General features: G+C 65.2%; 14 protein-coding genes. All 14 read right to left on the reverse strand.

Annotation, left to right across the window (positions count from 1 at the left end):
• Position 1: 1 nt before the first annotated feature.
• Complete coding sequence (locus RSP_RS05235; RefSeq protein ID WP_002719586.1) at positions 2-1,294, reverse strand: O-acetylhomoserine aminocarboxypropyltransferase/cysteine synthase family protein; 1,293 nt, start codon at positions 1,292-1,294, stop codon at positions 2-4.
• Positions 1,295-1,536: 242 nt separating this feature from the next.
• On the reverse strand, positions 1,537-1,884 hold the full coding sequence (locus RSP_RS05240) for a hypothetical protein (RefSeq protein ID WP_011337485.1): 348 nt from the start codon (positions 1,882-1,884) through the stop codon (positions 1,537-1,539).
• Positions 1,881-2,267 carry a response regulator gene (locus RSP_RS05245; RefSeq protein ID WP_002719588.1) on the reverse strand — a complete coding sequence of 129 codons (387 nt, stop codon included), beginning with the start codon at positions 2,265-2,267 and terminating at the stop codon, positions 1,881-1,883. Before RSP_RS05245 ends, RSP_RS05240 begins: the two co-directional genes overlap by 4 nt.
• Entirely contained in the window at positions 2,245-3,162 is a 918-nt protein-coding gene (locus tag RSP_RS05250; RefSeq protein WP_011337486.1) for a protein-glutamate O-methyltransferase, read from the reverse strand. The genes RSP_RS05245 and RSP_RS05250 overlap by 23 nt, the downstream gene beginning before the upstream one ends.
• Positions 3,159-3,617, reverse strand: coding sequence for a chemotaxis protein CheW (locus RSP_RS05255; protein WP_011337487.1), 459 nt, complete (start codon positions 3,615-3,617; stop codon positions 3,159-3,161). The genes RSP_RS05250 and RSP_RS05255 overlap by 4 nt, the downstream gene beginning before the upstream one ends.
• A 1-nt stretch (position 3,618) precedes the next feature.
• The gene (locus RSP_RS05260; RefSeq protein WP_011337488.1) at positions 3,619-5,679 is read right to left on the reverse strand and encodes a chemotaxis protein CheA; all 2,061 of its coding nucleotides are present in this window, start codon (positions 5,677-5,679) and stop codon (positions 3,619-3,621) included.
• Positions 5,680-5,686: 7 nt separating this feature from the next.
• Positions 5,687-6,055 (reverse strand): response regulator, encoded by a 369-nt coding sequence (locus RSP_RS05265; protein WP_011337489.1) that lies wholly within the window; start codon positions 6,053-6,055, stop codon positions 5,687-5,689.
• Positions 6,046-6,330: an STAS domain-containing protein gene (locus RSP_RS05270; protein WP_011337490.1), complete on the reverse strand. Its 285-nt coding sequence runs from the start codon at positions 6,328-6,330 to the stop codon at positions 6,046-6,048. The genes RSP_RS05265 and RSP_RS05270 overlap by 10 nt, the downstream gene beginning before the upstream one ends.
• The gene (locus RSP_RS05275; RefSeq protein ID WP_011337491.1) at positions 6,327-6,926 is read right to left on the reverse strand and encodes a chemoreceptor glutamine deamidase CheD; all 600 of its coding nucleotides are present in this window, start codon (positions 6,924-6,926) and stop codon (positions 6,327-6,329) included. The genes RSP_RS05270 and RSP_RS05275 overlap by 4 nt, the downstream gene beginning before the upstream one ends.
• A 122-nt stretch (positions 6,927-7,048) precedes the next feature.
• The gene (locus RSP_RS05280) at positions 7,049-9,361 is read right to left on the reverse strand and encodes a methyl-accepting chemotaxis protein (RefSeq protein ID WP_011337492.1); all 2,313 of its coding nucleotides are present in this window, start codon (positions 9,359-9,361) and stop codon (positions 7,049-7,051) included.
• Between the two features lie 106 nt (positions 9,362-9,467).
• Positions 9,468-11,129, reverse strand: coding sequence for a methyl-accepting chemotaxis sensory transducer (locus RSP_RS05285; RefSeq protein WP_023003583.1), 1,662 nt, complete (start codon positions 11,127-11,129; stop codon positions 9,468-9,470).
• 229 nt (positions 11,130-11,358) lie between these two features.
• On the reverse strand, positions 11,359-13,041 hold the full coding sequence (locus RSP_RS05290) for a methyl-accepting chemotaxis protein (protein ID WP_011337494.1): 1,683 nt from the start codon (positions 13,039-13,041) through the stop codon (positions 11,359-11,361).
• Between the two features lie 88 nt (positions 13,042-13,129).
• Complete coding sequence (locus RSP_RS05295; protein WP_002719598.1) at positions 13,130-13,498, reverse strand: response regulator; 369 nt, start codon at positions 13,496-13,498, stop codon at positions 13,130-13,132.
• The gene (locus RSP_RS05300) at positions 13,495-13,824 is read right to left on the reverse strand and encodes an STAS domain-containing protein (protein ID WP_011337495.1); all 330 of its coding nucleotides are present in this window, start codon (positions 13,822-13,824) and stop codon (positions 13,495-13,497) included. Before RSP_RS05300 ends, RSP_RS05295 begins: the two co-directional genes overlap by 4 nt.
• Positions 13,825-14,141: the final 317 nt, after the last annotated feature.

The following is a 14,141-nucleotide window of genomic DNA, read 5'->3' on the forward strand; positions in this document are numbered from 1 at the left end:
GTCAGGCCGTCGCCTTGGCGAGGGCCTGATCCAGGTCCGCGATCAGATCGTCGGCATCCTCGATTCCGATCGAGATGCGCACGACATTCGGCGCTGCGCCGGCCGCCACCTGCTGCTCGGGCGTGAGCTGGCGATGGGTGGTGGAGGCCGAGTGGATCACAAGCGACCGTGTATCGCCGAGGTTGGCGACATGGCTGAACAGCTGCAGCGCATCGACGAGCGCCACGCACGCGTCGTAGCCGCCCTTGACCGCGAAGGTAAAGAGCGCTCCGGCCCCCTTCGGGCAGATCCGCGCGACGCGGCCGTGCCAGGGCGAGGAGGGCAATCCTGCGTAGCTCACGAATTCCACCCGCGGGTCCTGCTCCAGCCAGGCGGCCACCTTCTGCGCGTTCTCGACATGCCGGGCCATGCGCAGGCTGAGGGTCTCGATCCCCATCAGCGTGTAATGCGCCCCCTGCGGGTTCATGGTCATGCCGAGATCGCGCAGGCCCACAGCGATGGAGTGGAACGTGTAGGCCATTGGCCCCAGCGCCTTGTGGAAGACGAGGCCATGGTAGGCCGGCTCGGGCTGCGACAGGCTCGGGAACTTGTCCGACGCCGACCAGTCGAACTTGCCCGAGTCCACGATCACGCCGCCGGTCACTGTGCCATTGCCGGTCAGGTATTTCGTTGCGGAATGAACGACGAGCGTCGCGCCATGCTCGATGGGGCGGCAGAGCCAGGGCGTGGCAGTGGTGTTGTCCACGATGAGCGGCAGGCCCATCCTGTCCGCGATGGCCGAGACCGCATCGAGATCCGTGATGACGCCGCCGGGGTTGGCAATGGTCTCGCAGAAGAGGGCGCGCGTATCCGAGTCGATCGCGGCCTCGATGGCGGCGGGATCGTCGAAGTCCACGAACTTGGCCGACCAGCCGAACCGCCTGATCGTCTGCGAGAATTGTGTGATCGTGCCGCCGTAGAGACGTGTCGAGGCCACGATGTTGCGGCCGGGTGCCATCAGCGGGAAGAGCGCCATGATCTGCGCGGCATGCCCCGAGGAGCAGCAGACGGCGCCCGCGCCTCCCTCCAGCGCGGCCACCCTCTCGGCCAGAGCCATGACCGTCGGGTTGGTAAGGCGCGAGTAGATATAGCCCACCTCTTCCAGATTGAAGAGACGTGCCGCGTGCTCGGCGTCGCGGAACACATAGGCGGTCGTCTGGTAGATCGGCACCTGCCGGGCGCCCGTCGCCGGATCCGGCTTGGCCCCGGCGTGGATCTGCAGCGTGTCGAAGCCGAGTTTGCGGTCTGAGCTCATCGGTCACCCCCCGTTGAATTGCTGCGCGCGACCCTAGGGGAAAGGCCGGAGCGGCACAACGGCTGGCGAGGATCGTGAGAGCGCAGCACCTGCGCTTCTGCGTCGGGACGTTCGGAACATCGCAGCGACGGTGCAGGGTGAGCAGGTCCCCGTTGTGACTGAACGAGAAAGGGCGAGAGCCTCGATCGGGCAGGAGCGCACGGTGAGGGGACGCCCGCCGCTCCGGCATGACAGGGAACATGTCAGAAGAAGTCGGCGCTTCCACTTTCGACCCTCTCGCATTCCTGGCCGGCGAGGGCAGTGGCTAGGCTTCTCTGGCGAACTGCGGCCACCGCATCGTGAATGTTGACCATGGGCTCCATGCCCATGTCCTGTCCCAGACGGCCGACATAGGCGGTCAGTCCGGCCAGAGACTGAACCAGATCGTCGAGGCTCTGAAGGATCTCTCCGCCGCCCAGGCGCCCTCCGGCGGCCGCGATGTCGTGTCCCACGGCCTCCTCGATCTCGCCACTCATGGCGGCGAGCCTGTCGAGCTGCACCGCCAGCCGTTCGAGAACGACCCGCAGAGGCGTTGTCTGCGGACCGCTCATAGAGCGCCTACGACAGCTTGGATGGCCTTGCGCATCCCGTCGGTGGTGAAGGGCTTCTTGATGAAGTTGTTCATACCGAGAGACTGGCCCTTTTCGATGATATCACGCGTGGCGGTACCGCTGACGAGGATGAAACCCATCCGCTGCGTGGTTTTGTTCTCGCGGATCCCCTTGAGCAGGCCCAACCCGTCGAGACCAGGCATATTGTAGTCGGAAATCACCAGATGCACCGGATTGGCCGCAAGCTGCCGCAGGGCCGAGGCGCCGTCCTTGCAGAAGTCGATCTTCTTGATCCCCAATTCCTCCAATGCCTGAATGATCAGACCCCGGCTGGTCGACATGTCATCGACCACCATGATCCTAATGCTGTCCCTGAGTGCCACCAAAGATCTCCTTTCCTGGTCCGCCCGTCGGCGGGGGTGCGCGCAGGCGGAATGATGTCATGCCAACAGTTTCGAATTGGTGTCTGACCTCGTGCGAAAGCCGCTCGGAATGGCCGATGAAGAGATGGCCTCCCGGAGCGAGCGTGCTCGCGAAGCCCCGCCAGATGCGGTTCTGAGTGTCGGGGTCGAAGTAGATCGCGACGTTCCGACAGAATATCACATCGAAAGGTCTGGTCACCGGCCAGGGCTTCACCAGGTTCAGCGGCTTGAAAGTCACGAGGGCGCGCAGATCCGCCGACACCTCCCTTCGACCGTCGCGGTCGGGCGGCCCGAAGTGATGTGCCAGAATCGCATCCGGCAGAGCGGCAAGGCTCGAGGCTGCAAACCAGCCCGCTTGCGCCCTTCCCAGGATCTTGCGGTCGATATCGGTGGCAAGGATCTTGATATCATAGTGGCCGGCGTCCGGGCAGAGCTCCAGCAACGTGATCGCCATGCTGAAGGGCTCCTCTCCCGACGAACAGCCCGCGGACCAGAACCGGACCCGTGCGCCATGTCGCGCCGCGTCCAGCAGGGGCGGCAGCACGCGTTCTGAAAGGAGTTCGAAATGATGTTCTTCGCGGAAAAAGCGGGTCGTATTGGTGGTCATGCTCGAGATGAACATCGAGCGCTCGTCGCGGCCTTCAGGTCTCGAGATCAGGTCGATATAGGCCGTGAAGCTCGTCAGGGACAGTTGACGGAGCCGCTTGGCAAGCCGGGCGTAAACCAGCGGCTCCTTGGCGTCAGGCATCGTGAGCCCCGCCTCGGCATGGGCCAGTTGCGCAATTCGCTGGAAGTCTTCCTGCGAAAGCTGCGGGTCACGGACTGCAGTCGGGGGATGTCGCGGCCAGTATTTCACATCATCCGCCTGACGTTCGGCAGCACTCCGATCAGATCGAGCAGCCGCAGCATCCGCTGGTCCAACGTGATCACGCCTCGCACGAAGGACAAGGTGGTTTCGGAGGCAATCTTCGGCATTGGCTGGACGGAGGAGGGAGGCAGCGTCAAGATGTCGGAGACAGCATCGACAAGCAGTCCCACGACCTGACCCTCGACCACGGTGATGATGATGACGTGGCGGGCCTCGGGCTCGAGGGATCCGAGTCCCAGCCGTTCCGCAAGATTGATGATCGGCACCACCGAGCCTCGCAGATTGATCACTCCGATGATATAGGAGGGCGCGTGAGGCAGAATGGTCGTCGGCGTCCAGCTGCGGATCTCGCGGACGGCGCGGATGTCAATGCAGAATTCCTGGCTTCCGATTCGGAAAGCCACGACTTCTCGCAGGTCGTCGTCCAGGCTCACGGCCGCCATCTCAGAACTCCATCGAGAACGTGCCCCCGGAGGTGCCGATGTCCACGGCTTCCTCCGGAGCTATGATCAGCGCGATGCGTCCGTCGCCCAGGATGGTGGCAGCGGCCACCCCCGGAATGCGGCCGTATCCGTTCTCGAGACCTTTGATCACCACCTGACGCTGGTCATGGATGGTGTCGACGACAAGAGCGCAGAGCTTCTGGCGAGCCGTCTCCACCAGAAGTAGAACGCTCTCCTCATAGCTGCGCACGGGCGCGCGAAATCCGAAGATGGACCCGCAATCGACGATCGGAACCAGACTGCCGCGGATAGCGACCACCTGATCGCCAGATCCCAGGATATGAATGTCGGCGGGGCGCGGGCGCAATGTCTCGACGATGGCTGCGACGGGCACCACCATCGTCTGACCGCCCACATCGACCACCATTCCATCAAGCACCGCAAGCGTCAGCGGCAGGCTGATGGTAAAGGTGGTGCCCACGCCTGGGTCCGAGGCGATGGTGATGCGCCCGCCCAGCGACTCGATGGCGCTCTTGACGACGTCCATGCCCACGCCGCGGCCGGACAAGTCGGAGACGACGGAGGCGGTGGAGAAGCCCGGCATGAAGAGCAACCCGTCGATCTCCTCTTCCGTCAATTGCGCATCCGGGGCCACGAGACCCTTGCCGCGGGCGATCTCGAGCACGCGCGGCCGATTGATGCCGCCGCCGTCGTCCTTGATCTCGATGAGCACCCGGCCGGATCGATGGGCTGCGGTGAGCGTGATCAGTCCGACGGGGGGCTTGCCGAGATGGAGACGCCTGTCTGCCGGTTCGATGCCGTGATCGACCGCATTGCGGATCATGTGCGTAAGCGGGTCGGCAAGCCGCTCGATGACGGTCTTGTCCACTTCGGTGCTCTCGCCTTCGGTGACCAGCCTGATCTGCTTCTGGGCGATTTCCGAGGCCTCGCGGGCGATGCGCGACATCCGCTGGAAGAGCGGCTTGATTGCCTGCGCCCGGATGGCCATCACGCTCTCCTGGATTTCCCGCGCGAGGTTGCGGAAGTCATCGAGCCGATTGCGAACAGGGGAGCGCGGCGGCACGCCCTCGTCCTGAACGCACTGAGAAAGCATGGCCTGATTGATCACCAGCTCGCCCACAATGTTGATCAGGCGATCGACGCGATCGAGTTCCACTCTTACGGTGGCGCGCGGCGAGGAGGTCCGGTGGTCCTCCGCAGGAGACTTTTTTGCCGCTGCGGGTCCCGAAGCCGGAGGATCAGGTTCAGGATCGGGCTCGGGATCCGGGTCCGTCCTGGGCGCTTCCATGGCCATCGGGCGGATTTCGAGCCTGCAGAGATCCTCGACGAATTCGAATACTTCGTCGATCTGGTGCTCCGGTTCATCCGTTTCGAGCGTGAGATGCCAATCGAGCCAGCTCTCTTGCCAGTCGAGAGCGTCGAAATCCGGCAGACGGGACCGATCCAGCCGCACCTCCATCCGGCCGAGGTCGCTCAGGACGCGGAACAGGATGCTCGTATCGTTTCCGCAGGCATAGAGGGCGCGTGTCGGGCTGAAGTCGATCGAGTAGCAACCCGATTGCCCCTCGTCCGGAGCCGCCGCCGGCAGATCGAGATCCAGCGGCATCGGCACGAAGCCCAAATCCTCTGCATCGGCTTCCCCAGCCTCTTCCTCTCCCGCCGCTTGTGCGAGCTGCGCTACGAGATCATCGGGATCGATGGTCGCTGTCTCGGATCCTGTCCGGGCCGCCTGCAATAGATCGGACAGTCGATCCGCGGCCTTGTGCAGTAGGGCCAGAAGTGGAGGATCGGCGGAAACGCGACCGGCGCGAAGGGCGTCGAGCGTCGTCTCGAACTGGTGGGCAAACCTGACGAGCGCGTCGAGCTTGAACGCCCCGGCGCCCCCCTTGATCGAGTGGACGGCGCGGAAGACGGCGTTTACCGTTTCGTCGTCATGCCCGTCGTCCAGCATATCCTCGATACGATCGAGCCCCTCGTTGAGGGCCTCCATGAGATCCTCGCACTCGACGAAGAAGGCGCTGCGAATATCGCTTTGATCCATGATGCCCTCACGCGACCGCCACGCGCCGCAGGGCGGAAACCAGCTTCGCTTCATCGAAAGGCTTCACGATCCACGCGGTTGCACCTGCCTCGCGCGCTTTGGCCTTCAGCTCGGCCGCACTTTCGGTCGTCAGCACGATGATGGGCAAGGCCGAATGCTGCGGTTGCTCACGGACTGCTCGGATGAAGCCGAAGCCGTCCATGCGCGGCATGTTGATGTCCGTGATGACGGCATGAGGCTTGGCCGCCTCCAGCTTTTCGAGCCCGTCGAGCCCGTCGATGGCGAGATGAACCTCGAAGCCGGCCTGCATCAGAGCTTCTCGCAACAGTTCCCGGATGGTGCGGGAGTCGTCGATGGCAAGAACGGTCAGCGGCATGATCCTTGATCCTCCTGAAACTCTTTGGGGTCCACGCCAAGGCGGGTGACGTCGTCCGTGAAGGCGGGCGACATGGGCTGACATGTGAATTGGTGACCTTCCGCGCGCCACTTGGCGGCAGCGGCAAGAAGGAGCTGAAGCGCCAGGCCACCGACAAAGCTGACCTGTCCGGCCGCCAGGCATGTGTCTCCGGGCGGCATGCTGAGCAGAGCTGCATAAAGTTGTCGCGCCCCTTGGTGGTCGAGACGTGCGGGAAGGTCCAGACGGTTCTTCATCTCGGTTCCTTGATCGGATCGGGCATTTCGGCGTTGTTATGTCGGTCGAAGAAGGTGACGTCGCCGGCGCCACCCTGAAGGCGGAATTGCGGTTGTTCGTTCGGCACCACATCCTCGCTGCCCAAGAACATCTGCTGGACGCGCCCCGTCTTGGGCCAGAACCGGATGCGCCTGGCCCGATTGCCCCCCAGACTGTGAGCCGTGCAGCGGATCCCCTCATCTTTGAGATAGCGCCGGGCGAAAGCAGCATTTGCTTGACCGATCGCCCCCAGCTGCGGCGTCATCATTGCGCCGCCGAAGATCTTGGCTTCTATCCGCTGCCGGGCGGCGCCCAGCTTGAGAAGCGCATTGATCAGCAGTTCCATTGCATGGGAGCCGTAACGGAGGTGCTGGGCATCTTCGACGTCGGCTGAAGGCAACAGGAAGTGGTTCATCCCCCCCACGCCGGCCACCGGATCGCACATGCAGGTGCAGATGCAGGACCCAAGGATCGTCGCATAGACCTCGTTCGGGGATGAGGAGGCAACACAGCTTCCTTGGGTCACATGCGTGATGCTTATCTGGCTGGCTGAAGGACTGTCGTCGCAACGGGTCATGGGTGGGGCTCGCAGGTGCAGAGCAGAGGTCCGGGCGGCCTTGAGAGCATATTCATGTCAAAAGTCCTCCCATCCGGGCTCTGCCCGCGCGAGCGCCCTGGAGTTATGTGGCGTCGCCGCTGTCAGGGGGGGGTGGGGCGGTTGCGCTTGGCAGGAGCGTCCAGGTGAAACTGCTGCACCGTCTCGAAGAGCGCGTTGGCGCTCGTCGTAAGCGACTCGCTTGCGGCGGTCGCCTCCTCGAGACGCGCCGCATTCTGCTGGGTTGACTGGTCGAGGTTGTTCACCGCGCAGTTGATCTCCGCGAGAGACACAGACTGCTGCCTCGACGACACGGCGATATCGGAGACCAGAGTCGAGATTTCGGAAACCGAGGATACGATCTGCTTCAACGCGTCACCCGTCTTTCCAACCAGATCCACGCCGCGCCGCACCTGGTTGCCGCTCTTCAGGATGAGGTCCGTGATCTCTCTCGCAGCTTCGGAAGACCTTTGAGCGAGCGCCCGCACTTCGGAGGCGACGACCGCAAATCCGCGGCCGGCGTCTCCTGCCCTGGCGGCCTCTACGCCGGCATTGAGCGCCAACAGATTTGTCTGAAACGCGATGTCGTCGATCACTTTCACGATCGAGGTGATCTTGTCGGATGAGGCGGCAATCATGTCCATCGCTGCCACTGTCTCGACGACGACATGCCCGCTCTCCTCAGCGTTCGCCCGCGCGTCGGCGACCACCCGATCTGCTTCTGCGGCGCCGTCCGCAGCGGACCGGACCGAAACTGTTAGCCCGTCAAGCGCTGCCGCTGTCTCTTCCAGAGTGGCGGCGGTGCTTTCCGTTCTTTGAGCCAGAGATTGTGCAGCGGAACTGATGTCTCGGGCTTCGTTGCGGATGCTTTCAGCGGCAGAGATCACGTCTTCGACGAGAGAGGCGAGCCCTTGCAGGGCGCTGTTGAAATCCGGGCGCAGGGCTTCGAAGGGTTCGGGAAGCGGATGATCCAGACGGGATCCGAGATCACCTTGGGCAAGCTGCCGAAGCGCTGAAATCAGCCGCTCAGGTGCCGGCGGAGGCTGGTCCGCAGCGGCAGTCGTCGGTGCCTGCGCGTACTGGTGGCGGATCTCCGTCACTAGGACCAAGTTGCCGCCGCCCGGTCGTCGCAGGATCGAGATGCCGACCTGCACCTGGTCTGAACCATAGCCCTCTTGGCTCAGGAAACTGCGCCCTTCGCCGTCCCGTTCGATCGCCGCAAGGAGTTCGGCACTGTCCGGCGTTGCCTCGAGCAGGGAGCGCAGCGAGGCCCCCGAGGATCCGAAGAGCTTCGCAAAGCCGTCGCTCGCCTTTATCATCTGACCTCTGATGTCATAAGTCGCGGCGATGGCTTCGCGAATGACCCCTTGGAGGAGGAGGTCAAGTTGTGTCTCTTCGGTCCGGTCGGTGAAACTAAGGACCTCGGCACCCGTTGCGCCGACGGGAGCCCGTGTCACCTGATATTGGCGTCCCCCGATCGCCAGGGACATCGTCCTGCCTGTATGGTCCGGCCAAGCCCGTGCGAGATCATGGTGAAGACTTGCAACCGGTTGACCTTCGAGAAGTGGCTCCGGCAGGCCCGCAACCACCTGCCGCGCGGGGTGGTTCATCATGAGCACGCGACGATCGCTGGCGACGAGGATCCAGGGGGCTGGGAGGGCGTCGAGTGCCATGGCTCGGCTATGCGCGGCCTCGAACTGCTCCCGCTCGCCCTGCAGAGCGGCGGACAGGGCATCGATCTCGTCCGCAAGCGTTGGGATCGACAGCTCGATCCGCGTCATGGCGGTGGCGTCGGGTCTCTGGTTGTTCTTGATCCGCCGGGTCGTCTCGATGAGCAGCCGCTCGGTCTCTTTTCGGCGCCTCCAGAGATGCCCCGCAATCCCCATTGAGATCATCAGGCCCGCGACCAGTGCGGTTGCCGGCATCAGCAATGCGTAGGAGCCATTCAGCGCGGGCAGAGACACGGCAAAGACGCCGGCGAGAGAGTCGTCCCCCTCGCGGGTGACCGGGATGGCAATGGAGGTGCCGCCCTTGGCCTTCACGGGAGCCCCCGCGGTCATTGCGCTCAGCGCTTGGGCCTGCAGGTTCTCGGCGCCGGCCAGATCCGCCGGCATCGAGGCAATGACGCGTCCCTCCACATCCATCGCGAGAGCCGAGAAGGTTTCGCCCGGATAAGTTGCGGCGGCCGCGCCGAACAGTTGCGACAAACGATGACCATCGCGGAAGGCAAGGGCCGCGCGCCCTTCGGCCGCAATCAGCCTTGAGAAGGCCTGCGTCTGTTGTTCCGTTGCGCGTAGCGCCCCTTCGTGGTTGAGCCAGAGCGCGGTTGCGATGCCGAGCAACATGGGCAAGGGCATACCCAGAAGCACCAGAGGCTGCTTGAAGCGCCATAAGCGCGAAGGGTCGGTGCGGTTCATGCGGCTATCCCATGTATTGCCTGACGGCGAGCTCTGGCCTTGGACCTTGCCTCGGTTGTGCAATTCTTGGCGCTCACCGCTTTCCAACTCGTGAAGGCTGGTGCGATCAGAACAGAACGTCCAAGATGTCGTCCGCGGGCGGCGCGGTCGTCTCTGAGACCTCCTCTGCCGGATTCACGCCGAGATCCCGCAGCAGGAGATCATGCACCAGACGCTCTGCGGCCATCGTGTAGCCTGCGCGGATCCGTTCGAGCGCGTCTCCTGTGGCTGTGGCGTTCAGGTCCCCGTCCAGACGGTTGGCCCATCGTTCCAGAGCGGGGGCCATGGTGAGCAGGTCGGCAAATGCCGCGGAGTGGCCATCCAATGCAGCAATGCCGGTGGCCACGTCCCGCTCCGCCAGCCGGCGCTCCCGTTCGACCGTGGCACTCGTCTGGAGGATCCCGGCCTCAATCCCGGACAGCAGCGAGAAGACCCGGTCGCCGGCACCTGTGAGATCGTGCAGATCCTGCTTGAACGGCCCTTCGAGTTCGACGGCCGTAATGACGGCTTCGTCGCTCATCGCGGAGAGGCTTCGGGTGATGCTCCCCAGACGTTCGGCCGATGTGGAGGCCAGTTCCCGCAGCTGGAAGGAGATCTCGCGCAGGGCCAGCGCCTCGTCGCCGAGCTGCACGCAGGCGATGACGGCGTTCAGTCCGATCATGCTCATCCGCTCTTCGACCCCGGACATGCGCTCGAGAATAGGGAGCAACTCGGCCAGTCCGCTGGAGAGGTTGCGAGCCACCGACACGAGGCGCGTCTGCGCGGTTCGGCATTCGTCGAGGATCGCCTGAAGTTGCTGAAGATGCTGTTTGAGGTTATGGCGCGGCGATGTTCCTACACGTCCGCTGATCCTGCCGATCTCCGCGGTCGCCTGGCCTGAGTCGCGGAGGGCGGATCGGGCCGTCACGATCGCGGCCGCATGCCGTTCGTGCGCGTCGCGCAGATGGGCTGCGGCGAGCGCCAGCGTGATCCGCGCCAGCGCTCCGTCTGCCGTCTCCTGCGCTGCCGTGCCGTCCATCATGTCGGCCACATGTTCCAACCGTTGCCGCGTCGTGTCGCCGATCTGGAGCGACAGCACGGCCGTGGTGACCGCACGGCGGAACTCGTCGCCATGGGTCATGAGGATGCTTCCGTCTGCCGTGGTACGCGTCAGATCCTTCTCGAAGGCATCCATGTCGAGACGCAGGCCTGCGAGCGCAGGACCGAGCTGACGGCGCAGGAGGTGTGACAGGTTGCCGGCCTCGGCCGAGGCCAGGTGCAGTCTGCGCGCCATGTGCTCGACCGCTTCGGTGATCTGGCCGATCGTATCGCCTGCCTCCATCACCTGGGCCGTGGCCGCCGTTGTGAAGACTTCCAGACTGGAATTCTGGCCCGCGAGCGTCGCCACCGTCACACGGGCATTGAGCGCGACGATGGACATGGTACGGATGACCTGACGCATGACGCTCAGGTCCGTGCCCAGGGTTTCGGCCGCGGCGGAGAGGGTTTCGATCCTTTCGAGGAGCGGGCCGCTGTTGGCGGCGAAGAGGGCGGCCCGTTCCTCGAGACCCGCAGCGTCGGCGCTCGCTTGGGCGAACTCTCCGGCATCGGCGACCGCTGCCAGTTGCGCCAGAGGAGCGGACAATCGGTCGAAGCGGGAGATGGCCCGTTCGAGGCTGGCGCCAGCTCGAAGGAAGGCCTTCTCTGTGGCGCTGGCGAGGCCGGACACGCGGCTGGCCGCCTTGCGCATCGCTGGCGTCGAGACCCTGCGTCGGCCGTTGGCCCTGTCGAAGGTGCCCTCGCCAGGCGGGGCGACAGGGCCAGGCTGGTGGGCCGTCGCCGTAGCTTCACCTGGGAGCGGAGTAGAAAGCGCCATTCGGGAACCTGTTTGCTGGGGGCGGGACAGAAGCCGGTGCAGCCGGCGAATGCGGGGAGGGCAGGCAGCTCGGGCGTCTCGATCGTGGGATCAAGGGCGCGGGTCAGGCCGCATGGTCGGTGGCGTGGCGGCGAAAATCCGCATCAAGGTCGTCGCCATTGCCGTCCAGATCGAACTGGAAGCCGCCGGGAGACTGCGTCACCGGACGCGATTTGGCGGAACGACGGGGCAGCTCCGAGCGGTTGGGAAGCTGGGCTGTCGGGAGGCTTTCCTGCGACGGGACAACCTCGGGGCCCCTGTCGGTCGTGAAAAAGCCGATTGCTGTCCGCAGCTGTTCGGCCTGTCCGGCCAGCTGGCCGGCCGTCGCAGACAGTTGCTCGGATGCGGTGCTGTTGCTTTGGGTGACCTGATCGAGTTGCTGGATCGCCGTGTTCACCTGTGCCACGCCGGCCGCCTGCTCCTGCGCGGAGGTCGAGATCTCGAGCACGAGGCGGGCCGTCTCCTCGATGTCCGGCACGAGCTGCGAGAGACGCCCGCCGGCGGTCTGGGCCGCCTCGACCGTCGCCGCGGAGAGGACGGAAATCTCGGTTGCCGCGGCGCGGCTGCGCTCGGCAAGCTTGCGCACCTCGGCCGCCACCACGGCGAAGCCGCGGCCATGCTCCCCGGCCCGGGCGGCCTCGACGGCGGCATTGAGCGCGAGGAGATCCGTCTGGCGCGCGATCTCCTGCACGATGCCGATCTTCTGCGAGATGGTGCGCACGGCCTCCACCGCCTCGACCATCGTCGTGCCGCTCTCGTGGGCCGCGAGCGCCGACTGCCGGGCCCGGGACTCGGTATCGGCGGCATTCTGCGCCGATTGCTTGATGTTGGCGGTCATCTCTTCCATGGAGGAGGAGGCCTGCAGCGTGGCGCTGGCCTGTTCGGCGGCCCCCTGACTCAGTTTCACGGCCGTGGAGGACATCTCGTCGGCGCCTGCGGCCACGGTGCGCGTGGATCTTGCGACGTCGTTCACCACCGTGCGGAGCTTCGTCACCATGCCGTTCAACGAGGCGATCAGATCGCCGATCTCGTCTCGTTGCGACTGGGGCTCGGTCTGGGACAGATCCCCCGCGGCGACGCGCTCGGACAGGCGCAGCGCCCGTTTCAAGCCGGTGGAAAGGGTTACCACGATCCAGCTGCCGGCTGCGGCAACGAGAAGGATGTTGGCAAGGAAGGCGCCCAGAACCGTGAGGCGGCTGATCTCCTGCTGGCGCTGGGCCTCGGCCGACGCGTCGGTCAGCTGCTGCGTGTGGTGGGCCAGGAGCGCGCTCAGGCGCGTCTCCATCGCGAGCCACTGCTCGCGACCCTGCGTCACGACGATCGTGAATCCCTCGTAACCAAGCCCCATCCGCGCCATCTCGATCGCCTTTTCGTCGATCCTGGCGAGTCGCTCCTTCGCTTCCTGGACCTCGGCGAGGCGGGCGCGCGTCTCCGCATCGGCGGAGGCCTCAAGGGCGGCGAAGGCCTGCTCGCTGCCGGCAGAGGCGGTCGCCAGGCGGTCGTCGATGGCCCGGCGCTCTTCCTTGGTGCGCGACAGGAGGTAGTTGCGGATCTCGCGCTGTGTCTTCAGCCGGTTCTCGATCAGCTGGTAAGTCATCTCCACCTGCTTGACCTTGGTGTGCACGATGTCGTCGAGCGAGGCGCGGATCTGGTCGAGGTCGCGCAGGGCCACCATCTGCCCGCCTCCCGAGACGAGCAGCACGGCGAGGAACACTCCGGCGAGCTTCAGCTTGATGGACAGTCTCATCGCTACAGGGATCCTTCTTGTCGGGGGCGGGAGGTGGCCCGCGATTCGGGACGCCGGGCGCAGACGGTGCGGCCGGCGGGGCCTTGCCTCAGGCGCCGGCCACCTTCTTGACGACGGCCAGAAGCTGAGCCTGATCGAACGGCTTGATCATCCAGCCGATGGCCCCGGCCTCCTTGGCCTGCGCCTTCAACGTGTCCTGCGACTCCGTCGACAGGAAGACGATGGGCACGCCCTTGCCCTCGGGCAGGGTGCGGAACTTGCGGATGAAGCCTATCCCGTCGAGGCGCGGCATGTTCTGATCGGTCAGGATGGCATCGAAGCGCTGGGCCGTGGCCTTCTCGAGCGCATCCTGCCCGTCCACCGCCTCGACCACCGTATAGCCGGCGCCGACGAGGGTCAGTCGCACCATCTGCCGGACGGAGGGAGAATCATCCACCGCGAGGATCGTCTTGCTCATCCCTGCGCCACTCCGACAGGCAGGCCGGTCCAGAGGCCGTCAGCCCCGACCAGGCCCGCATCGGCCAGCCCGTGCACCTTCATCGCCGTCTCCATGGGCGAGCCGGCGGGGACTGCGATCTCGAACGGGACGCCGGCAGAGGCGGCCTGCCGATGCGCCGCCACGAGGAGCTGGAGCACCGCAAGGCCCACCTCCTGTGCAGGCGCCGTGTCCAGCCGGACGGGCCCCGGCCCGGCGAAAGCCCGGGCGAGATCGGCCGCGAGCGGACCGGCTTCGGGAAGGCCCGCCCGGTCCGGGAGGCTGAGAGAGACGGGGGGAGCGGACATGGCAGGGGCCTCGGCTGATTGCTTCCTCCCTGCCGTTCTGGGGCCCGAACCCATAAGGTTTCCCTAATCCTGATCGCCGAATGCCTAAAATGCGCATGGCCCTTGCCGCGCCCTCCGCCGGAAGAGGGAACCAAAGATTGTGCGACCGGTTGAGTTCGCACACTCGACCAAGATGGGGATCAGGCGTGACGGACAGGAATGGCGAGAGCGGCCGCATGCGGCCCGCCCGCGCATTGCGCGCTCCGAAAGGACCGGACTCAGAGGCCAACCGGCAGGGCGTGGCAGCAGCGACAGGAGCGCAGGACAGGCGCGACGGG

This window comes from Cereibacter sphaeroides 2.4.1 (genome assembly GCF_000012905.2).
Lineage (GTDB): Bacteria > Pseudomonadota > Alphaproteobacteria > Rhodobacterales > Rhodobacteraceae > Cereibacter_A > Cereibacter_A sphaeroides.

What these genes read in the sequence shown, in the direction of transcription:
- RSP_RS05235 (WP_002719586.1), bottom strand. Translation starts at nt 1,294, where the DNA reads ATGAGCTCAGACCGCAAACTCGGCTTCGACACGCTGCAGATCCACGCC.
- RSP_RS05240 (WP_011337485.1), bottom strand. Translation starts at nt 1,884, where the DNA reads ATGAGCGGTCCGCAGACAACGCCTCTGCGGGTCGTTCTCGAACGGCTG.
- RSP_RS05255 (WP_011337487.1), bottom strand. Translation starts at nt 3,617, where the DNA reads ATGGCGGCCGTGAGCCTGGACGACGACCTGCGAGAAGTCGTGGCTTTC.
- RSP_RS05260 (WP_011337488.1), bottom strand. Translation starts at nt 5,679, where the DNA reads ATGGATCAAAGCGATATTCGCAGCGCCTTCTTCGTCGAGTGCGAGGAT.
- RSP_RS05265 (WP_011337489.1), bottom strand. Translation starts at nt 6,055, where the DNA reads ATGCCGCTGACCGTTCTTGCCATCGACGACTCCCGCACCATCCGGGAA.
- RSP_RS05270 (WP_011337490.1), bottom strand. Translation starts at nt 6,330, where the DNA reads ATGAAGAACCGTCTGGACCTTCCCGCACGTCTCGACCACCAAGGGGCG.
- RSP_RS05275 (WP_011337491.1), bottom strand. Translation starts at nt 6,926, where the DNA reads ATGACCCGTTGCGACGACAGTCCTTCAGCCAGCCAGATAAGCATCACG.
- RSP_RS05280 (WP_011337492.1), bottom strand. Translation starts at nt 9,361, where the DNA reads ATGAACCGCACCGACCCTTCGCGCTTATGGCGCTTCAAGCAGCCTCTG.
- RSP_RS05285 (WP_023003583.1), bottom strand. Translation starts at nt 11,129, where the DNA reads ATGCGCAAGGCGGCCAGCCGCGTGTCCGGCCTCGCCAGCGCCACAGAG.
- RSP_RS05290 (WP_011337494.1), bottom strand. Translation starts at nt 13,041, where the DNA reads ATGAGACTGTCCATCAAGCTGAAGCTCGCCGGAGTGTTCCTCGCCGTG.
- RSP_RS05295 (WP_002719598.1), bottom strand. Translation starts at nt 13,498, where the DNA reads ATGAGCAAGACGATCCTCGCGGTGGATGATTCTCCCTCCGTCCGGCAG.
- RSP_RS05300 (WP_011337495.1), bottom strand. Translation starts at nt 13,824, where the DNA reads ATGTCCGCTCCCCCCGTCTCTCTCAGCCTCCCGGACCGGGCGGGCCTT.